The following is a 21,043-nucleotide window of genomic DNA, read 5'->3' as shown; positions in this document are numbered from 1 at the left end:
GACCAACGAGGATGACGGTGTTCTGCGCGTGTCGGCTTTAATCTACTAGATTGGTAGAATTTAGAAAAAATTGTTTTGCGATACACCTCGCTTGCCGCTAGAACGGCCGCAGATCAAGGCCCGCAACAGCGGCTTGGATCCGCTCCATTCGTGGGTGTGGAATTTTTTTCTCCTGCCTTTGGTGCTTGCAGAAAAGCGATTGCTTCGCACGAAGCGATGCGCGAGTGCTTTCCTTCTGCTTTTTCGCTCCCGCGCGTAGAACTGACAGCATATTCAGGATTCCACTCGCCATGCCGCAGGCCACACCCAAGCTCAACGCCTTTCCCGTCTTCATGCGGGTCGAGGGCGAAGCCGTGGCCATCGTCGGCGGCGGCGAGGAGGCTCTGGCCAAGGCGCGGCTGATCGGCCAGTCCAGCGCGGTGCTGCGCATCGTCAGCGATGCCGCCGAGCCTGAGTTGCTGGCCTTCATCGCCACGAATGGCGCCGCCATACACATCGCTGCTGCCTATGATGCCGCGCATCTCGAAGGCGCGGTGATGGTGTTTGCCGCCAGCGGCAATGAGGCGCTCGACCGTCGCGTTGCCGAGGATGCGCGCCGGCTGGGCATTCCGGTCAATGCCGTCGACCGGCCGGAGCTGTGCGATTTCTTCACTCCGGCGCTGGTCAACCGCGCGCCTGTCGCCATTGCAATCGGCACGGAAGGGGCCGGCCCGGTGCTTGCCCAAATGCTGCGCAGCCGCATCGACCGCATGCTGTCGCCGTCGCTCGGGCCGCTTGCTTCGCTTGCTGCCTCGTTGCGCGGCACCGCCGAGAGATTGCTGCCGAAAGGCAATGCCCGCCGCCGCTTCTGGAGCGACTTTTTCGGCGGCTCGCCGGCCCGCGCCATGGCGGCCGGCCAGCTTTCGCAGGCGCATGATGCCGCCGTCGATCTGTTGCTTTCGAATGCGCCGGCATCGGGCCATGTTGCCTTGGTGGGGGCTGGTCCGGGTGCCGAAGACCTGCTGACGCTGCGCGCTCACCGCCTGCTGATGGAAGCCGATGTCATCGTCCATGATGCGCTGGTGCCGGAGGCGATCGTCGCCATGGGCCGCCGCGACGCCGAGCGCCTGCCGGTAGGCAAACGCAAGGGCTGCCACACCAAGAGCCAGGCCGAGATCAACGCGCTGCTGATCGAGCTCGGCCGCGACGGCAAGCGCGTCGTGCGGCTGAAGTCCGGTGATCCGCTGGTGTTCGGGCGGGCGGGCGAGGAAATGGCAGCGCTGCGCGATGCCGGCGTCGCCTATGAGGTGGTTCCGGGCGTCACCGCGGCCTTCGCCGCCGCCGCTGATTTCGAGTTGCCGCTGACGCTGCGCGGCGTGTCGTCATCGATGGTGTTCACCACCGGCCACGACCTCAAGGGAAATTCGTTGCCCGACTGGGCAAAGCTCGCCATTTCCGGCGCCACCGTCGCCGTCTATATGGGCCGCTCGGTCGCGGCCGAGGTTGCCGGCCGGCTGATCGAGGCGGGCCTGTCGCCGGACACGGCGGTCGCCGTGGTCGAGAATGCCAGCCTTGCCAACCGCCGCCGTTTCCACGGCACGCTCGCCGACCTACCGTCGCTGGAGGTCCGCGCCGACCTTACCGGCCCGGTCATGACGATCATTGGCGATGCGGTCGCCGGCGCCAACTTTGAACGTTCCGAGCCGCTCGCGGCACACAGGCATGAAGGCGCGGCCCAAACGGCCGCCGAAGGAGCTGAACGATGAAAGTTCTGACCGCAAACCGCCTCACCGATGGCGAAGCCGTCTGGTACGCCAATGGCGGCTGGGCCGAGACCATCGACCATGCCGACGTCGCCCATGACAAGGGGGCTGAAGACCGGCTGGAGGCGATCGGCGCCACGGCCTATGCCAACAACAAAGTGGTCGACGTCAATCTGATCGACGTGACCGTCGCCAATGGCGTGGTCGAGCCGGTCCGGCTGCGTGAAAAGATCCGCGCCGCCGGCCCGACCAACCGCAACGACCTGGGCAAGCAGGCGCGCCCGGAAGCCGCTCGGGCGGCGTAAACGACCACATTGATGAAACGGGCGGACGCGCCCGGAAAGACCAGACATGTACCGTTACGATGAGTTCGATCACGATTTCGTCCAGGCCCGCGTCGCCGAGTTCAGCGACCAGGTCGCGCGGCGGCTTGCCGGTGAGATCACCGAGGATCAGTTCCGGCCGCTGAGGTTGATGAATGGCGTTTACCTGCAATTGCACGCCTACATGCTGCGCATCGCGGTGCCTTACGGCACGCTGAACAGCAAGCAGCTGCGCATGCTCGGCCATATCGCCCGCAAATACGACAAGGGCTACGGCCATTTCACGACGCGCCAGAACATCCAGTTCAACTGGCCGGCGCTGTCGGATATTCCGGCGATCCTGGCCGATCTGGCGAGCGTCGAGATGCACGCCATCCAGACCAGTGGCAATTGCATCCGCAACGTCACCGCCGACCATTTCGCCGGCGCCGCCGCCGACGAAGTCGCCGATCCGCGCCCCTATGCGGAAATCCTGCGCCAATGGTCGTCGGTTCATCCGGAGTTCTCGTTCCTGCCGAGAAAATTCAAGATCGCGGTGACCGGCGCCGAGCGCGACCGCGCCGCCATCCAGACGCATGACATCGGCCTGCATTTGAAGAAGAACGCGGCCGGCGAACTCGGTTTCGCCGTCTATGTCGGCGGTGGCCAGGGCCGCACGCCGATGATCGCCAAGAAAATCCGCGACTTCCTGCCCGAGGCCGACCTTCTGTCCTACTGCACAGCGATCCTGCGCGTTTACAACCTCTACGGCCGCCGCGATAACAAATACAAGGCGCGCATCAAGATCCTCGTCCACGAAACCGGGGTCGAGGAGATCACCCGCCAGGTCGAGGCCGAATGGCAGGAGCTGAAGGATGCGGACCTGAAGCTGCCGGAAGCCGACATTCGCGCCATCGATGCCTATTTCGCGCCGCCGGCGCTGACGGACCGGCCGGAAGGCGACGAGGCGGTCAAGCTTGCCCGCCTCGATTCCAAGAGCTTTTCGGAATGGCTCGACCAGAACGTGGTGACCCACCGCCATCCCGATTATGCCGCCGTCACCATCTCGCTCAAGGGCATCGGCGAAGCGCCGGGCGATGCCTCCGACAGCCAGATGGAAGCGATCGCCGACCTTGCCGAAAAGTACGCCTTCGACGAGCTGCGCGTCAGCCACGAGCAGAATCTGATCCTGCCGCATGTTGCGCGCGCCGACCTCAAGGCGGTCTATGACGCTCTGGTCGACATCGGATTGGCGACGGCCAATTCAAACCTGATCACCGACATCATCTCCTGCCCTGGCCTCGATTATTGCGCGTTGGCCACGGCGCGTTCCATTCCGGTGGCACAGGAAATCTCGCTTCGTTTCGCTTCGCTTGAGCGGCAGCGCGAGATCGGTGAATTGAAGCTGAAGATTTCCGGCTGCATCAACGCCTGCGGCCATCACCATGTCGGCCATATCGGCATCCTCGGCGTCGAGAAGAAGGGCGCCGAGCTCTATCAGGTCACGCTCGGCGGCTCGGCCGACGAGAACACATCGGTCGGCGAGATCATCGGCCGCGGCTTCTCGTCGGCAGAAATCACCGACGCCATCGAGCAGATCGTCGAGACCTATCTCGGCCTTCGGCTCGACAGAAACGAAAAATTCATCGACGCCTACCGCCGTGTCGGTCCCGCGCCGTTCAAGGAGGCGCTCTATGCTGGCGAAGCCAAGGCCGCTTGATCGTATTGTCGACGTCGAGGCCGGCATCGCTGCCGAAGCGGCGGGGCTCGATGCGCTCTATGGTCATCTGAAGCCGCTGGAGATCATCGAGCGGTCGGCCCAGGAATTCTTTCACGGTGAAATCGCCGCGGTTTCCTCCTTCGGCGCCGATTCAGCCGTGCTGCTGCACATGATCGCCAAGATCGACCGGACGCTGCCGATCATCTTCCTCGACACCGGCAAGCACTTCGAGGAGACGCTCGGCTATCGCGACGCGCTCGTTGCCGATTTCGGGCTGACCGATATAAGGGTGATCACGCCCGAAGAAGCGGCGCTCGAACGGATCGATCCGACCGGCAATCTGAACGAGACCGACACCGACGCCTGCTGCGATGTCCGTAAGGTCGAGCCGCTGGCGCGCGGCGTTGAGCCGTTCCGCGCCTGGTTCACCGGCCGCAAGCGTTTTCAGGCGACGACGCGGGCGGCGCTTCCGGTGTTCGAGGCGGTCGGCTCGCGCATCCGCATCAATCCGCTGGCGCATTGGACGACCGCTGACCAGGCCAACTACATGCGCGCCCATGCGCTGCGCGAAAACCCGCTGGTCGCCTATGGCTATCTCTCGATCGGCTGCTTCCCGTGCACGCAGCCGGTGCAGCCGGGTGAGGACGCGCGCAGCGGCCGCTGGGCAGGGCATGCCAAGACCGAGTGCGGCATCCATCTGTCGGGGCTGGAGAAGTCACTGACCGACGCGTCGCTTTAGGGTATGTTGATATTCAGCCGGCCTGCGAACGGCAGGTTCCTGCGCTTCGGTGCTGACGTATCCAGAGTGCGCGCCGCTCCGGTTCTCGGAAGCCTCCATCCCCGGCCCGGACCTGAATCTCAGTCCACCCTAGGATTTTTTGGACTTTAGGATTTTTTGATGACTGAACCGACGCCGGTGACCGTTACCCGCCTCTGGACCCCGAAGGGTTTTCGCGAGGACGAGTGGGCCCATGCGGAAAGTGCCGACGCACTGTCCGGCAATGGCCGCTTCATCCTGCCGCTGCAGGTGTTTCTCGACCTCGACCCAGCGGTGCGCCGGTCGGCGAAGGAACGCATCGGCGTGCTGCTTCAGCCCGGCGACCAGCTCGAAAAGATCGCCGACCTGCTCGACCAGACATCGCTGGTGGCGTTGGCCTTCCCGGCTTTCAGTGACGGCCGGTCTTTCTCCAAGGGCGAATTGCTGCGCAGCCGCCACCGTTTCGAGGGCGCGGTCCGCGCCACCGGGCAGGTTCTGGTCGATCAGCTACCGCATATGCTGCGCCTCGGCTTCGATGAGTTCGAGGTGTCGCATCCGGTGCTCTTGAAAAGGCTCGAGGCCGGCCGCACTGGCGGCCTGCCTCTGCACTATCAGCCGACCGAGAAGCCGGAGGCCAAAGGCCCCAAATATTCCTGGCGGCGCGTGCGCGCCGACTGATCGCCTGCGCCGGCCACGGCGAGATCCTGACGCGCGACGAACGCAAAGCGGCTTGAGTCGGCTCTTGGGAAACCGCCGCACTTAGAGCGGTTCAGCTTTTGATAGAATCGCCGAACCGCTCTAAGTATTTATTTTTACGCAATTCCGGACGGAAAACCGCTACGCACTTTTCCTGGAATTGCTCTAGGTGCGGCTGCGCGTTTTATGCAGTCATCCGCGCTTCGCGAAACGACACCAGCTTGCTGCGGCTCTCATCCCACAGTGCGAGCTTGACGCAGCGCAGGCTGTCGAGAAGCGTGACGCGGCCGATTTCGCGCAGTTCCGGATAGTCCCTCAGGACCTCCTGGAGCCGGTAGCACGGCACCTTGGCGGAGAGGTGATGCACGTGATGGACGCCGATATTGCCGGTGAACCAGTTCAGCACCGGCGGCAGGTCATAGTAGGACGAGCCGTGCAGCGCCGCATGCTGGAATTCCCATTCGGAATCCTTCGCCCACTCGGTCTCTTCGAACTGGTGCTGAACGTAGAACAGCCAGATGCCGGCGGAACCGGCGAGGACGACGATGGGCAAATGGACAACCAGGAACGCTTCGAGGCCGACGAACCAAATGAGGGCAGCGGCGGCAACCGCGATGGCCACATTGGTGGCCATTGAGGAGACCCAGGGCGTGAGGCCGCCTCGCATCATGCCGACCGGCAGTCGCTGCTCAAAGATGAAAAGCCAAATCGGGCCGAGGCCGAACATGACCAGCGGATGGCGATAGAGACGATAGGCAAGGCGGCCCCGCCAGGACATTTGCCGGTATTCGGCAACAGTCAGCGTCCTGATGTCGCCCGTGCCGCGCTCATCGAGATTGCCGGCGCTGGCGTGATGGGTTGCGTGGGCGCGTCGCCAGCAATCGTAGGGGGTCAAGGTCAGGATGCCCAGCCCGCGGCCGATCCAGTCGTCGGCAGTGCGGTTGGCGAAGAAGGAGCCGTGGCCGCAATCATGCTGGATCATGAAGATCCGCACCAGAAAGCCGGCGGCCGGTAGGATGAGGATCAGACCCCACCAATGACCATGGGCATAGGCAGCCGTGGACAGGGCCCACAGCGTGGCAAAGGGGATAAGTGTGATGGCAAGTTCGACGGCGCTGCGCCGCCTGTCAGGCGTCTTGTAGCGCGCCAGGATCTTCAACCAGGCACGTTTGCTGTTCGCCACAGCTTCGGGGGAAATCATGTTCATCAGGAAGCATAGACGGACCATACCGTCGCCGCAAGGCAGGGATCACGCCAAGTTACTGCGCGTAATTGTCGCGCGACGCGCAAGAGGCTGCATGTGGAAGGGCATGCTTGGTTCCGACGGCACGCGACGACAGGCGAATGTGCTCGTCTACCGCCGGCGGCCACCGGCGGCTACGCTGCTCTCGATACCGTCCAGGCGGTCGAGCAATTCCTTGAAACGATCGGGAATATCGTTCTCCATCCGAAACGCCGGCAACGCACGCAGAAAGCCCATCGTTGCCTCGGTGCCGAACTGGCGCCTGATGCCGGCCGCGAGCCTTTCACGTCTTTCATCATTATTGCGGTCGCCATTCTTGTTGCGGTCGCCGTTGTTGCGGGTCGTCATCTCAAAATCCTGTGTCGGCTTCGAAACTCTTCCAGCAGACGAATGGTTCCCCCATCGCAGCATCTTGGCAAGCAAAGCTAGCGGTTACAGTAAAATTTGAATTAATATCGAAAGGTCTTCATGATGCGTCGTCAAAGCGCGAGCGGCCTCTCCAGTATCGCTTGCCCCTTGATTTTTGGCCGCCAAACCTCGATATCGGGCACAAAATCCACATCATTCGAAATGACGGGAAACGGCGATGAGCGACCAGGCAAAAGACGAACGCGCGCCCGATGAAGCCGAGACGGTCGGGGCTGCCACCGAACACACGGAAGGCAGCGTCGACGGCGACTACGAAGCGCTTGTGCGGCTGTTGAAGGAAAACGACGAGTTGAAGGACCGCGCGCTCCGCGTCGCGGCCGAGATGGAGAATCTGCGCCGCCGTACCGCCCGCGACGTGCACGACGCGCGTGCCTATGCCGTTGCCAATTTCGCCCGTGACATGCTGTCGGTATCGGACAATCTGCGCCGCGCGCTGGACGCGATCCCAGCTGAGACCAAGGCGTCGGGCGATGCCGGCTTCAAGGCGCTGATCGAGGGCGTCGAGCTCACCGAGCGCGCCATGCTGTCGGCGCTGGAGCGGCACGGCGTGAAGAAGCTCGAGCCGGAAGGCGAGAAATTCGACCCGAATTTCCACCAGGCGATGTTCGAGGTGCCCAATCCAGAGGTGCCGGCCAACACGGTGGTCCAAGTCGTGCAGCCAGGCTATTCGATCGGTGAGCGGGTGCTGCGGCCGGCCATGGTCGGCGTTGCCAAGGGCGGCCCCAAGCATGTGGCTGGTGAAGCGCCGGTCGAGCCAGGGCCGGTGAATGAGCAGGCTGAGAAGGATGCTTAAATTAGACTAGGGGAGTAGGGGAATAGGGCAGTACGGGAGTAGGGAATAACGCTACGCACGGCAAAGTAGAGCAATTGCCTACTCCGGCCGTTGCCTTCTCTCCCCCTACTCCCCTACTGCCTTATTCTCCTACTGCCCTACTCAGGCCGCGAAGCGTTGGGCTTCCCCGCCATAATAGCTGACGTAGCGGGCGCCGATCTCCTTGACCGGCATCACCACGAACACGTCGACCGTCGAGAATTCGCGGTCGATGACGCAGCCGTCGCCGATGCGCGCTCCGACGCGCAGATAGCCCTTGACCAGCGGTGGCATAGCCGCGATCGCGGCCTTGGCGTTGACCGCCTCGATCGGCATTAAATCCATGGAACAGTAGCGGCCGGCGACCGCGCGCACGTCCCAGGCCGAGTTCGTCCGGCAATGATGGGCGAGATAGGTCAGCGCTTCGGCGTGCGCCGCCGGCACGGTGCCTTGGAATGAGGCGCAACCGGTCATCACGCCGATGCCGTAATGGTTGATATAGGCCCAAATGCCTTGCCAGAGCGCCTCGATGGTGCGCTTCGAGCGGTATTCCGGCAAGACGCAGGAGCGACCGAGCTCGAGGAAACGCTGGCCGGGGTGACGGGCGATAAGATTGGTCAGCTCGAATTCGCCCTCGGAATAGAAGCCGCCGGCCGCTGCCGCGATTTCCTGCCGCAGCAGGCGGTACGTGCCGACAATGCGGCGGTGCTCGGGACCCGACAGCGAGGTGTCGAAGACGAGCAAATGATCACAAAGCGGATCGAAATGATCAGCATCGCGGCAGTCCTGCGCCTGGAACAGGTTCTTCCTGGCGCCAAGCTCGTCGTAGAAAACCCGGTAGCGCACTTCCTGCGCGGCAGCGACCTCGGCCTCGTTGCGGGCGAGCCGCACTTCGAGGTTGCCTATGCGGCCGAGCGCTTCGCCTTTTATGACGGCATCGACGTTCCGCCCGGTGAGCAAAGCACCGCTGGCGTTCGGCCGAGCGTCACATTCCGGCATAACTGTATGCACGAGTGATTCTCCTTCGAGCCATCCCTCTTGGCACGGGGATACGGTGTAGGTGCAACAGGATTGTGACAGTACCGTGATACGGCGTTGCCGGCAATACTTCGTCGGCTGGGTAATCCTTCAACCGGCTATGTTACGCCGGGAAACTTGGTAGGACAGCTCGGCGGATCATGCCGCCACCTGGCCTTCGACCGCATGGACAAGCGCGTCGGGGTCGAGCGGCTTGGTGACGAAGCCGCTGGCGCCATGGGCAAGCACGGCGTGGCGGGTCTTTTCCTGACTATCCGCCGACAGCACCATGATCGGAACCGGCGGCACGGCGGTTTCCTCCTCGTGGCGGCGGATTGCGGCGATGGCGTCCAGCCCGTCCATGACAGGCATGTGCAGGTCCATCAGCACCACGTCGAAGCGGTGCTTGTGGCCGGTGCCAGTGACGGCCTCGACGGCGGCCTTGCCGTTGCCGACCACTTTCACGCGGTGCCCGGCCTTCAGCAGCGTGGCCCGGGCAAGCATGGCGTTGATGTCGTTGTCCTCGGCGATCAGCACGGACAGGCCCTGCCGGCGGCCGGCGATGGCGCGGACGGATGGCGCGCCGCGCTTTTCCGCCTGTGGCTGGGTGAGGGCGGGTACGCTGCTGGTCAAAAGCACGCGCAGCAACGTCTCGCCACGCACCGGCCTTGCCAGGAAGGTGGAGTAGCCGCTGGCGCGGAACTCGCCCAAGATGCCGCGATCGGTCGGTGCGATCAGCGTGATCGCCTCGCAATCGGCAAAGCCGCTCTGGCGAAGGCGCTTGAGCAACCTGCCGTCGCTGTCCTCCATGGCCGCGTCGACCAGAAGCACGTCGCAGCCTTCGGCGAAGGGTTCTGCCTGGGCGGCGGTCGCGGCCAGATCGACCATGCCGCCATTGGCGCGGATGGTGCGAGCGATGGCGTCGGCCTCGATGGCGTTCTTCGACAGGATCACGGCGCGCCGGCCAGACAGCGCATTCTGGCGCATCTGCGGTGCTTCGATGGCCGATATTACGGGGATTTCGAAAACGAATTCGGAACCTTGGCCGAGCCGGCTCGACACCGAAATCGTGCCGCCCATGGCGGTCACCAGGCGCTTGGAGATGGCAAGACCGAGACCGGCGCCACCATGCGCGCGGGTTGACGAGCCATCGACCTGTTCGAATTCCTCGAAAATGCGCTCCAGGTCGTCCTCGCCGAGGCCGGGACCGGTGTCGGTGACGCTGAAGCGCATGCGATCGGTGGTTTCGGTGCGGGCACGGGCGACGGTCACCAGCACGCCGCCGCTGTCGGTGAACTTGATGGCATTGCCGATCAGGTTGAGCAGCACCTGCCTGACTCTTCCCGGATCGGCTGATATCATTTGCGGCACGTCGGGCTCGACATGGCAGCCAACGCCGATATTCTTGGCGAAGGCGCGCGCCGCTAGGAGCTCGATGATGTTGTCGGCGATCTCGCGCACGGACATTGGCTGCGGTTCGGGATCGAAGCGGCCAGCCTCGATCTTGGAATAGTCGAGCAGATCCTCGATCAGCGCCAGCAGCGCGCTGGCCGAGGTCGATACGGCGCCGACATAGGTCCGTTGTTCAGGCGAGAGATTGGTGTCCGCCAGCAGCCTGGCCATGCCCATGATGCCGTTCATCGGCGTGCGGATCTCGTGGCTGACGGTGGCGAGGAAGCGCGATTTGGCCTGGCTCGCATATTCGGCTCGCTCACGGGCGGTGATCAGCGACGATTCTGCGTGCTTGCGGGCGGTAATGTCGCGGGCGATGGCGCGATGCGAGACGGCGCCGCTCTCCTTGTCGCGCACGGACAGTTCGATCCATGAGAACCAGCGCGGGCCGCTCGGCATGTTAATGGCGACGTCGGTGGAACTCAGGCAGTCGTGGTCGGAAAAGGCGGCATCGGGAACGATGCCGACGTCGATGCCGAGCTCGGCCAGAGTCCTGCCGGCAAGGTCGCGCTGGTCGCTTCCGACAAGATCGGCGAAAACCTTGTTGGCATAGACGATGTGGCCGTCACGGTCGCGGTGGACGACGAGATCGCCAAGCGCGTCGATCAGCCCGCGAAAGCGTTCCTCGCTCTCCTGCATCTCCCACATGCGGTCGGCCAGGGTCTCGACCTCGGCGCGGCTGCGAGCTGCGGTCTCGCCAAGGAGGGCAACGGCGCGACGATCCGTGCGCCTGGCACGCAAATGCACGGCAAGACCGGCCATGCCAGTCGCCAAAAGCCCGACGGTGATGAAGATCGGCGCTCCGGTCAGATGCGACAGGCCTGCCAGCACGACGATGGCGACGAGCGTCAGGAACGGCAGGCCTTCACGATTGGCAGCGGGCAGTTCGGGCGCTAGTGGCGGCGCTGCAATATGCTGCCGCCTTGGCGCCTCCGGGCCGATCCCATCGACGCTTTCGGCGCTCTCCGTTTCTCTGATGCCGGATTCCGTGACCATGCGAAATCCTTGCCAGACAGAGATTATGGAAAATTGCGGCCGTTCGTTCGAATTTTATCGGTCGCGCGGTTTTTGCCCTCCTTTCTTGCAAAAACGGCAGACGACGGAACTCACATGTCCACCACCACGCGGCCACGGATCTTGCCGTCGACAATGTCGTGCGCGGCGTCGATGATGCCGTCGAAGCCAATGGTCGTGGACAGGCTGGCGAGTTTCTGGAGGTCGAGGTCAGTGCCGATGCGGCGCCACGCCTCCATGCGGACCGCTTTTGGCGCCATCACCGAATCGATGCCGAGCAGACAAACGCCGCGCAGGATGAACGGGGCGACGCTCGCCGGCAGATCCATGCCGCCGGCCAGGCCGCAGGCGGCGACGGCGCCGCCATAGGAGGTCATCGAAAGGACGTTGGCCAGCGTATGACTGCCGACCGCATCGACGCCGCCGGCCCAGCGTTCCTTGGCGAGCGGCTTTGCCGGCTGGGCAAGCTCTTCGCGCGAAATCACTTCCGCAGCACCCAGGTCGATCAGATAGGGGCTTTCAGCGCTGCGGCCGGTCGAGGCGATAACGTGATAGCCGAGGCTGGACAGGATCGAGACCGCGACCGAACCGACGCCGCCGACCGCGCCCGTCACCACCACCGGGCCGCGATCGGGCACGATGCCGTGCCGTTCCAGAGCGATGACGCAAAGCATGGCGGTGTAGCCGGCGGTGCCGATCGCCATGGCATCATGCGGGCTCATGCCCTGAGGCAGCGGCACCAGCCAGTCGCCCTTGACACGGGCGCGCTCGGCATAGGCGCCAAAATGCGTTTCGCCGACGCCCCAGCCGTTCAATATGACCTTGTCCCCCTTGCGCCAGTCGGCATGGGAAGACGAGATGACGGTGCCGGCGAAATCAATGCCCGGCACCAGCGGCCAGCGGCGGATCACCGGCGCCTTGCCTGATATGGCGAGGCCGTCCTTGTAGTTCACCGTCGTCGCCTCGACGGCGACGGTGACATCCCCTTCCATCAGGTCGGCTTCGGTGAGGTCGGTCACCGCGACCGACTGTTTCTTCTCGGCGTCGCGCGAAACGAGGATGGCTTTGAAGGTTTCGGGCATGTCTTCTCCTCGGGCTTTTCGAATGGGCACTGTATGGCGGCAGAAGGCCAGGTCAATCGCTTGAGGGCTTGGCCTCGCGCCGCCAACCGATGAGTTCGTCGAAGACGACCAGCACCGCGCCGACTGCGATGAAGGCGTCGGCGAGGTTGAAGATGGCGAAGGACCATACCGGGGTGTGGAACAGGATGTAGTCGATCACGTGACCATAGGTAGCGCGGTCGAACAGATTGCCGAGCGCGCCGCCGACGATCAGCGCAAAGCCGATGCGGGTCAGCACGTGGCCGGGCGGAGTGCGGGCCGCGAGATAGAGCACGAAAGCGACGACGAAAGTGGCGATGACCACCAGGCCGGTGTCGCCGAAGGACGAAAACATCGAGAAGGCAATGCCGGTGTTGTAGGTGCGATACAATGCCAGGAACGGCACAAGATCGACCTTTTCCTGAAAGGCGAGACCGGTCTCGACCAGGTATTTCACCCACTGGTCGAGCGCTACCGCGGCGGCGACCAGCAGGACGTAGGGGAGCCATGATTTTGCCGTTTGGGATGTCACCATTTGGGATGTCACGGTTTGGCGTCCTCCGGGGCAAGTTTCAGCGCGCCGCGCCGGATCTCGAACAGCATAATGCCGGTGGCCACCGCGAGATTGAGCGAATCGGCGCGGCCGGCCTGTGGAATCCGCAGCAACCTGTCGCAGCTTTCGGCTAGGCCGTCGGGCAGGCCCTGCTGTTCGTTGCCCATCATCAGCAGCACCGGGCCTTTGGAAAAATCGACTGAACGGTAGTCAACGGCACCCTTCAGATGCGTGCCGGCAACGAGGCCAGGAAAGCTTTTTCGCCACGCGAGGAAGGTTTCCGGCGTCGCCTTGGCGACCGGCACCGCGAAGATCGAGCCCATGGTGGCGCGCACGGTTTCGACGGAAAAAGGATCGGTGGTCTCGCCGACCAGGATGATGCCCTTGGCGCCGACGGCATCGACGGTGCGGATGACGGTGCCGAGATTGCCGGGATCGCGCACGCGATCGAGCGCCACCCAGACATCGCTGTCTTGAGCGCGGATGTCTTTCAGCGGCAGGAACTTCTGCGAAAAGACGCCGACCACCATTTGCGGGTTGTCGCGACGGGTGATGGCGACGAGCACTTTTTCCGAAACTTCGAGCACGGTGCCGCCGGCGGCGACGGTGCGCGCCGCGACCTTTTCGACCGCCGCATTGCCGCGCCCGGCCTTGGCGAAGACCAGCGTCCGGATCGACCAGCCGAGGTCGAGCGCGTCGATGACCAGCTTCAGCCCCTCGGCCATGAAGGCGTTCTGCTGGTCGCGGAATTTCTTCAGCGCCAGCGCCTTGATGTCCTTGACCAGCGGGTTGGCGAGGCTCGTGACCTCTTTCACCTGTCCGGGCGCGCCTGCATGCCGCTCGCTCATTGTCAGGCCACCCAGCGCGAGAACAGCGAGGTCGACAGCGCCCGGCCGGCGGATTTCTCGCGGATGATCAGCTCGCCGGATTCGACCGTGCCGCCCATGCCTGCGAAAGTGTCGCGCATCAAGGCATGGATGGCGAAGAAGGAAGCGCGGATCGAATAGGCGGTCAGCACAACAGCAATCGGCTTCGGCGTCAGGATCGAGCGGCAGAGGTCGGTCAGATCAGGCAGATCCTCGAACAATTGCCAGACCTCGCCCTTGGGGCCACGGCCATAGGCGGGCGGATCGAACAGGACGATGTCGTAGCGGCTGCCGCGGCGCTCCTCTCGCTCAGCGAATTTCATGGCATCGTCGACGATCCAGCGGATCGGCTTTTGCGACAGGCCCGCCATCTCCTGGTTCTCCCTGGCCCAGCCGATCGCCTTCTTGGACGCATCGACATGGGTCACCTCGGCGCCGGCACGCGCCGCCACCAGTGAGGCAAGGCCGGTATAGCCGAACAGATTCAGCACCTTGACCGGTCGCTTCGCCGCCGCGATCAGCCCGGCCATGTGGTCCCAGTGCGAGGCCTGCTCGGGGAACACGCCGACATGGCGAAACGAGGTGAAGCGGCCGAGATAATCGATGCCGTCATGCTTCATCGGCCAGGTTTCGCCGAGCGGCGTCCTCGGGAAACGCCAGCGGCCGATGCCTTCCTCGTCGGTGTCGCCGGTGAAAATGGCGTCGGCGCGGTCCCAGTCTCTGGCCGGCAACGCTTTTTGCCAGATCGCCTGGCCTTCGGGCCGAACGATGCGATAGGGCCCGTACTGCTCGAGCTTTTGCCCGGCGCCGCTGTCGAGCAGCGCATAATCGGCGTTGGGCGCCACTTCGAGGATCAGCGGCAGGTGTTCGACCGGCAGGGCGCCGTCGCGGCGCGAAAGGACGCGCGGCGTGGGCTTCGGAACAGACCGGTCGTCCGGTTTTGTGCCGGTTCCGCGCGGCTGTTCCGCCCCGCCCTTTGCGGGCTGATGCGAGCGGCTGTCGCGGCGTTTGTCGCGAAAAGGTTTCAAAAAGAGCATCTCCGGGGCGACTTGGCCCGCTTCTGCCACAGCACATTCACCGGTGCAACAAACGCGGTCGCTGGAGATTTCCGAAACGATCAGCCGCGCTTGATCCAAAGCAGGGCGATAACCAACGATACGAAACCGACGGCCTTGAAGCCGGCGACGACCATATGGCCGGTTTCCCAGCGCAGCCGGATCGCTTCGAAGTTTTCCGGGATCGGTCCAGGCACCCAGGTGGCTAAAACATCGTTAGCCGGTTTGACGAGAGCGGACCACGTCGCAAGAGACACAGCAAAGAGCACGGCGGCGGCCAAGGCGAACCAGAACGCCGGACGGTCGTTGCGCAGCATCCATGCGAGAAGTGCCGGGCAGGCGATCGCTGCCACATCAAGCGGCGCGCCAATCACGGCAAACAGCTGGAACTGGGCGTTGAAGACAGTCGTCTCGCGCCAGAGAGAAGGCGGCCACTTCAGCCGAGGAGCCGATTCCAGGACATGGGCGAAGGATGGTCCAAGGCTGAGCGCCGCGACGACAGCGGCCAAGATGGACCAGAACAACAGGAATCCGCGTATCTCCATAACGTCCGAACAACGGCGTGACGCCGGAGACGTTCCCGTCCGAACGGGAGTAGGGGAATAGGGGAATAAGGGAGTAGGGGAGTAGGGGAGTAGGGGAGTAGGGGAGTAGGGGAATAAGGGAGTAGGGGAGTAGGGGAGTAGGGGAGTAGGGGAATAAGGGAGTAGGGGAATAAGGGAGTAGGGGAATAAGGGAATAAGGGAATAAGCGAGTAATGGAATAGGGAAAGTATGACTAGCACGAAGCCGTACGGTTGGTATGGCTCCCTACTCCCCTACTCCCCTACTCCCCTACTCCCCTACTCTTGAGCGCCTTGTACACGGCAATGCCGGCGGCGAGGTCTTCAAGGGCCGCGCCGACCGATTTGAACAGCGTGATCTCACCGGGGCTCTGCCGGCCCTTCTTCTGGCCGCGCGCCAGTTCATGCAGATCGGCGACGATGGCTTGCGCCTTCAGCACGCCCGAGGCCAGCGGCTGGACGATGTCGCCTGCTTCCTTGGTGGCGCCGGCCCGGGTATCGACATAGACGCGGGCACGCGCAATCGCATCGTCGTCGCTCTCGCGCATATCAGGCGTGAAGCCGCCGACCAGATCGACATGGGTTCCCGGCTTCAACAGCGCGCCCTTGATCAGCGGCGTGGTCGTGATCGTCGCCGACGAAATGATGTCGGCCAGGCCGAGTTCGGCGTCGAGATCGCTTGCTGCGGCGGCGGCAAAACCCTCGGCGCGCAATTTCGCCGCGACCTTTTCGGCATTGGCCGGCGTGCGGTTCCAGATGCGGATCGTCGTGATCGGCCGCACCGCCGAATGCGCCTTGGCGAGGAACGGCGACAGCGCGCCGGCGCCGACCACCAGCAGCCGTGAAGCGTCCTCGCGGGCCAGATAGGAGGCGGCCAGCGCCGAGGCGCAGGCCGTGCGCCACTGCGTCAGCCGCTGGCCGTCGATCATTGCCTCGGGCTCGCCTGTCGCGCCGTCGAGCAGGAGGTAAAGCCCCATAACCGCGGGTTTGCCTATGGTGTTGTTGTCGGGCGACACCGTGACGATCTTGACGCCAATATGGCCGTCTGCCGAAGTGCCGGCCGCATTGAAGTCGGTCCAGGCCGGCATCAGGAGCAGGGTCGAGGCCGCGCCGTCGGGCCGTTCGACTGTATGATGATGCCTGACCGGTTGCACCGCGCCATCGCGAAAGGCCGCGCGCAGCGTCTCGACCAGTCCGGGAAAGGTCAGTGCATGATCGACCTCGGCCGCCGAGATGGTCAGCATGGGGAAACTCCGTAGAGAGAAATGCGCCTCGGCATGATCTCGAAAATCGGAACCGATTTTTCGGAAGGATCATGCGTAAATCAAAATGGTACAGCGCCCTTTGCGCGTCCAAAAAAGACGCGGCGCTTCATTGGCTCAGCTCGTCGGCTTCGGCAAGGCCGGGCCCTGTGGTGCAGCCGGTGCGCGGCTGACCGCCTGGCGCAAGTTCTCGGCTTCGACGCCGCGCTGGCGCGCCAGCTTGCGATAGCGGCCCTGCTTGACCCAGGTCGCCAGGCTGCCGACGACCATGCCGATGGCGAGAGCCAGGAACAGGAAGATGAAAAGCGGCAGTGTCATCGTCAGTGCCGGATTGCCGGGGTTGAACGGGTCCAGGGTGAAGGCAACCGGATCGCGGTTGGCGACCGCCAGCGCAATCAGGATGACGGCCAGCGGCACGAAGACCACGATGAGCATGAAGCGATTGAACATGGAATTTCCTGTCGAAGGCGGGTTCTACCGAGGGCCGGGCCCTACTGAAAAGGCCGGCGCGTGAGCCCGCGCGGCGACTATTTGCCGCTGTTCAGCCTTTCACGCAATTCCTTGCCGGTCTTGAAGAACGGCACCCATTTCTCCTCGACCTCGACGGATTCGCCGGTGCGCGGATTGCGGCCGGTGCGGGCGGGGCGGTTTTTCACTGAGAAAGCGCCGAAACCGCGCAGCTCGACCCGGTTGCCTTCGGCAAGCGCGTCGGTGATCTCGTCGAAAATCGCGCCGACAATGTTTTCGACGTCGCGCAGAAAAAGGTGCGGGTTGCGTGTGGCGATGATCTGCACAAGTTCGGATTTGATCATGAGAAGGCTCCCCGTGAAAACACTGTGGTCAAAATTATGAGGATGATTTTATTTGCTTTTTCACTCGTCTCAAGGGTGCCAGACGGAAACGAGACCGTCAAGAAACAAGCGGTCGGCACCAAGTTCGTGAATGATGTCGCCGCCATAGTCGGGCAGGCCGAGCGCACTGCCGATGGTTCGCGCCATCGCCTTGGAGAACAGGAAGCCGCCGCTTTCGGTATCCTTCCACTCCACCACCTTGAGCTTGGCATCGACGCCCTTGGTTGCGAGCCAGTCGATCGCTTCGGTCTCGCCGCCGACCGCGTCGATCAATTTATTGGCAAGAGCCTGCCGGCCGGTGAAGATCGAGCCGTCGGCCAGCGCCAGCGCCTCCGGCTTGGTCATGTTGCGGCGTTCGGCGACGATGCCGACGAACCAGTCGTAGCTGTCCAGGATGAGCTTGCGGACCATTGTGCGCTCGTCGTCATTGGTCGGCTTGAAGGGCGATGGCGAGGCTTTCAACGGCGACGATTTCACTTCCTCGAGCTTGATGCCGAGCTTGTCCATAAGGCCGCTGACGTCCGGATACTGGATCAGCACGCCGATCGAGCCGACGATCGACGATTTGCGCGCGACGATATGATCGGCTCCGGTGGCGATCATATAGCCCGCCGATGCGGCCAGCGTGCCGACTTCGGCCACGACCGGCTTCTCGGCGGCCAGCTTGCGCACTTCCTCGTAAATCGATTCGCCCCCGACGGTGGTGCCGCCCGGTGAATCGATCGACAGGATCACAGCTTTCACCCTCGATGATTGACGGATGTCATCCAGCCGTTTGATCAGGTCTTCGTCTTCGGTGATGGTGCCCTCGATCTTGACCTTGGCGATGTGGTCGACCGCCGTGCCGGTGAAGTCGTCACCGTAGATCCAGGTCGAAAGGGCAATCAGCCCGGCCGCTGCGACAACAAGCGCTGCGACGCGCCAGAATGTCAACTTGCGGCGCAAGCGGCGGCGGTCGATCAGGTCGTCGGCTCTCAGTGCCATGGTCAGCCTCATAGTCGGTGGGAGCAGATGCTTTTAAAGCAACCATCCGCGCCCGGCTACCGATTCCTGACGAGCTCGCGCCAAAGACAGGGTGTCGACGTTCGCGAGCCGGCGTTTCAAGTGACATCAAGACCAATCCACAGGCCCTAACGCTGTCCCGCTGTATCTGGTATGACGTGCAAGTTGTGGCGGTTTCATTTTCGTTTGTGCCACAGCAACCGTCACACTTTTGCGGTTTTCCTCCGCTTGTGCTTGCTTGAGGGCGCCGGCATCCCACCTATAGGGTGCTTGGCGGCAGGGGTTTAAAAGAAAGCAGTTATGTTAGCGCGACCGATCGAACCGACCAACACCGAGACGGAGTTGCCCCCCCCGAACGTAGGCCCGGCACGGGTCGACGCATTCGGCATTGCCCAGCGCCATTCGCGCCGCGTGCGTATCTTGAAGCTGGCGGTGCCGCTGGTCGCTGCAGTGATCGCGGTCGCCTTCCCGGTCTATTCGTATCTCGCGGCGCCTGTCTCGATCCAGGTCCAGGCCGACGGCAGCGCCTTCGCCGATGGCAAGCTGGTGATGGCCAACCCCAAGCTCAACGGGTTCACCAAGCAGAAACTGCCCTATTCCATGACCGCCTTGCGCGCCATACAGGACGTGAGCAAACAAGGCATCATCGATCTGGAGGGCATCGACGCCAAGCTGCCGATCTCGGCCGACAATGTGGCGGCCGTCAATGCCTCGCGCGGCACCTACAATCGCGATGGCAACACGATGAGCCTGACCAGCGATGTCACCATAACCACCACCGACGGCTTGGAGGCAAAGTTCAAATCGGTCTTTCTCGACATGGGCAAAGGCACTATGAAGACGAGTGATCCGGTCGACGTCAGCCGTGGCGGGTCGCGGATTACCGCAGATTCGATGTCGATCCAGGACAACGGCAAGATCGTGGTTTTCGAGAACAGAGTGCGTGTCAACATCGACCCCGCCAGCTTGAAGGCGGCAGAGGCAATGAGCGGAGCATCCAATGCGGTTCAGTAGTTCGGCACGGCTCGTGGCCGCGGCTTCGGCGTTGCCGGCCCTTGCGCTGGTTTTGGGGCTGGGCTTGGGGATGACGCCGGCTCTGGCGCAGTCCAAGGCCACCAGCCAGCTATCGGGCCTCAAACTGTCCGGCGACAAGCCCATTCAGATCGAAAGCGACAAGCTCGAGGTTCGCCAGGCGGACAGCGTCGCCGTGTTTACAGGCAATGTAAGCGTCGTCCAGGGTCCGACCGTGCTCAAGGCCGGCAAGATGACGGTCTATTACGTCAAGGATGCCGGCGCTGCCGCCAAGGGGACGGAGGCCGCCGGTGCCGCGATGACCGGCTCGGCCAACATCGACCGCCTGGAGGTCGCCAACAAGGTCTATATCAAATCGGATGACCAGGTCGCCACCGGCGACCGCGGCACTTTCGACATGAAGACTGAAGTGCTGGTGCTTTCAGGCAGCAAGGTCGTGCTTTCGCAAGGCGACAATGTGCTGGTCGGCTGCAAGCTCACCGTGCAGATGAAGAGCGGCTTGGCCCAGGTCGACGCCTGCGGGGGCCGCGTCATGATGTCGATCACGCCGCCGAAGTCGGGAGCGGCGAAGCCCTGATGGCCGACGTAGCATCGCTGATGGCGCGTCTCTCAGGACGCGCCGCCGGCAAACTTGCGGCGCCGGCCACGGTCACCGTCGACGCGGTAAAGTTCAAGGGAACCTTGATCGCGAAGGGCCTGACCAAGAGCTACAAGGGCCGCAAAGTCGTCAGCGGCGTGACGATCGGCGTGCGCGCCGGTGAGGCGGTCGGGTTGCTCGGCCCCAACGGCGCCGGCAAGACGACCTGCTTCTACATGGTCACCGGCCTGGTGCCGGTCGACGAAGGCACGATCGAAATCGACGGCTTCGATGTCACCTCGATGCCGATGTACCGCCGTGCCCGCCTCGGCATCGGCTACCTTCCGCAGGAAGCATCGATCTTTCGCGGCCTGACCGTCGAGCAAAACATCCGTGCCGTGCTCGAAGTGGTCGAAAAGAGCCGCAAGGAGCGCGAACGCAGTCTCGACGAATTGCTCGAGGAGTTTCACATCAGCCATCTGCGCAAGGCCCCGTCGCTGTCGCTTTCCGGCGGCGAGCGGCGGCGCCTAGAAATCGCGCGCGCACTGGCGACCCGACCCGCATACATGCTGCTCGACGAACCTTTCGCCGGCATCGATCCGATCGCCGTCGCCGATATCCAGCAACTCGTGCGCCATCTGACGGCGCGGGGCATCGGCGTGCTCATCACCGATCACAATGTCCGCGAGACGCTCGGCCTGATCGACCGCGCCTACATTATCCATGCCGGCCAGGTGTTGACCCACGGTCGGGCCGACGAAGTTGTCGCAAACCCGGATGTGCGGCGGCTTTATCTCGGTGAGGGATTTACACTCTAAGCGTGAATATTTCTGTCCAAACGCGTTTTTTGACGCGAGACAGGCCTTTTTCTCCGATTTCTCGTCCGAATAACGCGACGATAGGCGAGTTTTGATCGCCATCGCCTTGACAAGCAAAAGCCGGGCCAGTTTCTATGCCCAACTCCTTCCGGCAGTCCGGATGCGTAGACAGGGCGTTTGAA

The 21,043-nt window shown here is 63.3% G+C and carries 22 protein-coding genes; 9 read left to right on the top strand and 13 right to left on the bottom strand.

Annotation, left to right across the window (positions count from 1 at the left end; genetic code table 11):
• Positions 1-290 precede the first annotated feature (290 nt).
• The 5 genes from cysG to RPG13_RS01175 all read left to right on the top strand — a co-directional run bounded on the left by cysG (position 291) and on the right by RPG13_RS01175 (position 5,199).
• Complete coding sequence (gene cysG, locus RPG13_RS01195; protein WP_292503387.1) at positions 291-1,745, top strand: siroheme synthase CysG; 1,455 nt, start codon at positions 291-293, stop codon at positions 1,743-1,745.
• Complete coding sequence (locus tag RPG13_RS01190) at positions 1,742-2,047, top strand: DUF2849 domain-containing protein (RefSeq protein WP_337124248.1); 306 nt, start codon at positions 1,742-1,744, stop codon at positions 2,045-2,047. Before cysG ends, RPG13_RS01190 begins: the two co-directional genes overlap by 4 nt.
• A gap of 46 nt (positions 2,048-2,093) precedes the next feature.
• Positions 2,094-3,764: a nitrite/sulfite reductase gene (locus tag RPG13_RS01185; RefSeq protein ID WP_127292686.1), complete on the top strand. Its 1,671-nt coding sequence runs from the start codon at positions 2,094-2,096 to the stop codon at positions 3,762-3,764.
• Positions 3,739-4,503: a phosphoadenylyl-sulfate reductase gene (locus tag RPG13_RS01180; protein WP_126104874.1), complete on the top strand. Its 765-nt coding sequence runs from the start codon at positions 3,739-3,741 to the stop codon at positions 4,501-4,503. The genes RPG13_RS01185 and RPG13_RS01180 overlap by 26 nt, the downstream gene beginning before the upstream one ends.
• A 159-nt stretch (positions 4,504-4,662) precedes the next feature.
• Complete coding sequence (locus RPG13_RS01175; RefSeq protein WP_292224213.1) at positions 4,663-5,199, top strand: DUF934 domain-containing protein; 537 nt, start codon at positions 4,663-4,665, stop codon at positions 5,197-5,199.
• Between the two features lie 202 nt (positions 5,200-5,401).
• Here RPG13_RS01175 and RPG13_RS01170 read toward each other — a convergent pair whose 3' ends face one another.
• Complete coding sequence (locus RPG13_RS01170; protein WP_095488368.1) at positions 5,402-6,424, bottom strand: fatty acid desaturase; 1,023 nt, start codon at positions 6,422-6,424, stop codon at positions 5,402-5,404.
• A gap of 147 nt (positions 6,425-6,571) precedes the next feature.
• A complete protein-coding gene (locus tag RPG13_RS01165) occupies positions 6,572-6,808 on the bottom strand; it encodes a hypothetical protein (RefSeq protein ID WP_095488370.1) in 237 nt (78 codons plus the stop codon).
• 238 nt (positions 6,809-7,046) lie between these two features.
• On the opposite strand from RPG13_RS01165, the gene grpE reads away from it, so the two are divergent.
• The gene (gene grpE, locus RPG13_RS01160) at positions 7,047-7,682 is read left to right on the top strand and encodes a nucleotide exchange factor GrpE (RefSeq protein WP_095488372.1); all 636 of its coding nucleotides are present in this window, start codon (positions 7,047-7,049) and stop codon (positions 7,680-7,682) included.
• Positions 7,683-7,823: 141 nt separating this feature from the next.
• Here the strand turns inward: grpE and RPG13_RS01155 are convergent, their stop codons facing one another.
• The 11 genes from RPG13_RS01155 to sppA all read right to left on the bottom strand — a co-directional run bounded on the left by RPG13_RS01155 (position 7,824) and on the right by sppA (position 18,416).
• Positions 7,824-8,699, bottom strand: coding sequence for a GNAT family N-acetyltransferase (locus RPG13_RS01155; RefSeq protein WP_292224235.1), 876 nt, complete (start codon positions 8,697-8,699; stop codon positions 7,824-7,826).
• Positions 8,700-8,876: 177 nt separating this feature from the next.
• Complete coding sequence (locus tag RPG13_RS01150; RefSeq protein WP_337124247.1) at positions 8,877-11,165, bottom strand: hybrid sensor histidine kinase/response regulator; 2,289 nt, start codon at positions 11,163-11,165, stop codon at positions 8,877-8,879.
• A 110-nt stretch (positions 11,166-11,275) separates the two neighbouring features.
• Positions 11,276-12,265, bottom strand: a complete 990-nt coding sequence (acuI, locus tag RPG13_RS01145; RefSeq protein ID WP_337124246.1) for an acrylyl-CoA reductase (NADPH) — start codon at positions 12,263-12,265, stop codon at positions 11,276-11,278.
• Positions 12,266-12,317: 52 nt separating this feature from the next.
• The gene (gene lspA, locus RPG13_RS01140) at positions 12,318-12,818 is read right to left on the bottom strand and encodes a signal peptidase II (RefSeq protein WP_337124245.1); all 501 of its coding nucleotides are present in this window, start codon (positions 12,816-12,818) and stop codon (positions 12,318-12,320) included.
• 8 nt (positions 12,819-12,826) lie between these two features.
• Positions 12,827-13,684 (bottom strand): TrmH family RNA methyltransferase, encoded by an 858-nt coding sequence (locus tag RPG13_RS01135; protein ID WP_337124244.1) that lies wholly within the window; start codon positions 13,682-13,684, stop codon positions 12,827-12,829.
• A gap of 2 nt (positions 13,685-13,686) precedes the next feature.
• Positions 13,687-14,730 (bottom strand): class I SAM-dependent rRNA methyltransferase, encoded by a 1,044-nt coding sequence (locus tag RPG13_RS01130; protein ID WP_337124243.1) that lies wholly within the window; start codon positions 14,728-14,730, stop codon positions 13,687-13,689.
• 89 nt (positions 14,731-14,819) lie between these two features.
• Positions 14,820-15,302 (bottom strand): DUF1772 domain-containing protein, encoded by a 483-nt coding sequence (locus RPG13_RS01125; RefSeq protein ID WP_127292666.1) that lies wholly within the window; start codon positions 15,300-15,302, stop codon positions 14,820-14,822.
• A gap of 280 nt (positions 15,303-15,582) precedes the next feature.
• A complete protein-coding gene (locus tag RPG13_RS01120) occupies positions 15,583-16,563 on the bottom strand; it encodes an ornithine cyclodeaminase family protein (RefSeq protein ID WP_337124242.1) in 981 nt (326 codons plus the stop codon).
• Between the two features lie 135 nt (positions 16,564-16,698).
• Positions 16,699-17,031, bottom strand: coding sequence for a lipopolysaccharide assembly protein LapA domain-containing protein (locus RPG13_RS01115; protein ID WP_126104883.1), 333 nt, complete (start codon positions 17,029-17,031; stop codon positions 16,699-16,701).
• Positions 17,032-17,108: 77 nt separating this feature from the next.
• Complete coding sequence (locus RPG13_RS01110; protein WP_023797441.1) at positions 17,109-17,393, bottom strand: integration host factor subunit beta; 285 nt, start codon at positions 17,391-17,393, stop codon at positions 17,109-17,111.
• Positions 17,394-17,462: 69 nt separating this feature from the next.
• On the bottom strand, positions 17,463-18,416 hold the full coding sequence (gene sppA / locus RPG13_RS01105) for a signal peptide peptidase SppA (protein ID WP_095488475.1): 954 nt from the start codon (positions 18,414-18,416) through the stop codon (positions 17,463-17,465).
• Between the two features lie 318 nt (positions 18,417-18,734).
• On the opposite strand from sppA, the gene lptC reads away from it, so the two are divergent.
• The 3 genes from lptC to lptB are packed head-to-tail and all read left to right on the top strand — an operon-like array spanning position 18,735 to position 20,861.
• On the top strand, positions 18,735-19,448 hold the full coding sequence (gene lptC, locus RPG13_RS01100; RefSeq protein WP_337124241.1) for an LPS export ABC transporter periplasmic protein LptC: 714 nt from the start codon (positions 18,735-18,737) through the stop codon (positions 19,446-19,448).
• Positions 19,435-20,043 (top strand): LptA/OstA family protein, encoded by a 609-nt coding sequence (locus RPG13_RS01095; protein WP_095488394.1) that lies wholly within the window; start codon positions 19,435-19,437, stop codon positions 20,041-20,043. Before lptC ends, RPG13_RS01095 begins: the two co-directional genes overlap by 14 nt.
• Positions 20,043-20,861 (top strand): LPS export ABC transporter ATP-binding protein, encoded by an 819-nt coding sequence (lptB, locus tag RPG13_RS01090; RefSeq protein ID WP_337124240.1) that lies wholly within the window; start codon positions 20,043-20,045, stop codon positions 20,859-20,861. The genes RPG13_RS01095 and lptB overlap by 1 nt, the downstream gene beginning before the upstream one ends.
• Positions 20,862-21,043: the final 182 nt, after the last annotated feature.

The sequence above is a fragment of the Mesorhizobium sp. ISC15 genome, from assembly GCF_037162615.1.
GTDB lineage: Bacteria > Pseudomonadota > Alphaproteobacteria > Rhizobiales > Rhizobiaceae > Mesorhizobium > Mesorhizobium mediterraneum.
Note: the sequence above shows the minus strand (reverse complement) of the source record. Positions and strands in the feature narration are given on the sequence as shown.

Coding starts and splice junctions, on each gene's coding strand:
- cysG (WP_292503387.1), top strand. CDS start 291: ATGCCGCAGGCCACACCCAAGCTCAACGCCTTTCCCGTCTTCATGCGG.
- RPG13_RS01190 (WP_337124248.1), top strand. CDS start 1,742: ATGAAAGTTCTGACCGCAAACCGCCTCACCGATGGCGAAGCCGTCTGG.
- RPG13_RS01185 (WP_127292686.1), top strand. CDS start 2,094: ATGTACCGTTACGATGAGTTCGATCACGATTTCGTCCAGGCCCGCGTC.
- RPG13_RS01180 (WP_126104874.1), top strand. CDS start 3,739: ATGCTGGCGAAGCCAAGGCCGCTTGATCGTATTGTCGACGTCGAGGCC.
- RPG13_RS01175 (WP_292224213.1), top strand. CDS start 4,663: ATGACTGAACCGACGCCGGTGACCGTTACCCGCCTCTGGACCCCGAAG.
- RPG13_RS01170 (WP_095488368.1), bottom strand. CDS start 6,424: ATGAACATGATTTCCCCCGAAGCTGTGGCGAACAGCAAACGTGCCTGG.
- RPG13_RS01165 (WP_095488370.1), bottom strand. CDS start 6,808: ATGACGACCCGCAACAACGGCGACCGCAACAAGAATGGCGACCGCAAT.
- grpE (WP_095488372.1), top strand. CDS start 7,047: ATGAGCGACCAGGCAAAAGACGAACGCGCGCCCGATGAAGCCGAGACG.
- RPG13_RS01155 (WP_292224235.1), bottom strand. CDS start 8,699: ATGCCGGAATGTGACGCTCGGCCGAACGCCAGCGGTGCTTTGCTCACC.
- RPG13_RS01150 (WP_337124247.1), bottom strand. CDS start 11,165: ATGGTCACGGAATCCGGCATCAGAGAAACGGAGAGCGCCGAAAGCGTC.
- acuI (WP_337124246.1), bottom strand. CDS start 12,265: ATGCCCGAAACCTTCAAAGCCATCCTCGTTTCGCGCGACGCCGAGAAG.
- lspA (WP_337124245.1), bottom strand. CDS start 12,818: ATGGTGACATCCCAAACGGCAAAATCATGGCTCCCCTACGTCCTGCTG.
- RPG13_RS01135 (WP_337124244.1), bottom strand. CDS start 13,684: ATGAGCGAGCGGCATGCAGGCGCGCCCGGACAGGTGAAAGAGGTCACG.
- RPG13_RS01125 (WP_127292666.1), bottom strand. CDS start 15,302: ATGGAGATACGCGGATTCCTGTTGTTCTGGTCCATCTTGGCCGCTGTC.
- RPG13_RS01120 (WP_337124242.1), bottom strand. CDS start 16,563: ATGCTGACCATCTCGGCGGCCGAGGTCGATCATGCACTGACCTTTCCC.
- RPG13_RS01115 (WP_126104883.1), bottom strand. CDS start 17,031: ATGTTCAATCGCTTCATGCTCATCGTGGTCTTCGTGCCGCTGGCCGTC.
- RPG13_RS01110 (WP_023797441.1), bottom strand. CDS start 17,393: ATGATCAAATCCGAACTTGTGCAGATCATCGCCACACGCAACCCGCAC.
- sppA (WP_095488475.1), bottom strand. CDS start 18,416: ATGGCACTGAGAGCCGACGACCTGATCGACCGCCGCCGCTTGCGCCGC.
- lptC (WP_337124241.1), top strand. CDS start 18,735: ATGTTAGCGCGACCGATCGAACCGACCAACACCGAGACGGAGTTGCCC.
- RPG13_RS01095 (WP_095488394.1), top strand. CDS start 19,435: ATGCGGTTCAGTAGTTCGGCACGGCTCGTGGCCGCGGCTTCGGCGTTG.
- lptB (WP_337124240.1), top strand. CDS start 20,043: ATGGCCGACGTAGCATCGCTGATGGCGCGTCTCTCAGGACGCGCCGCC.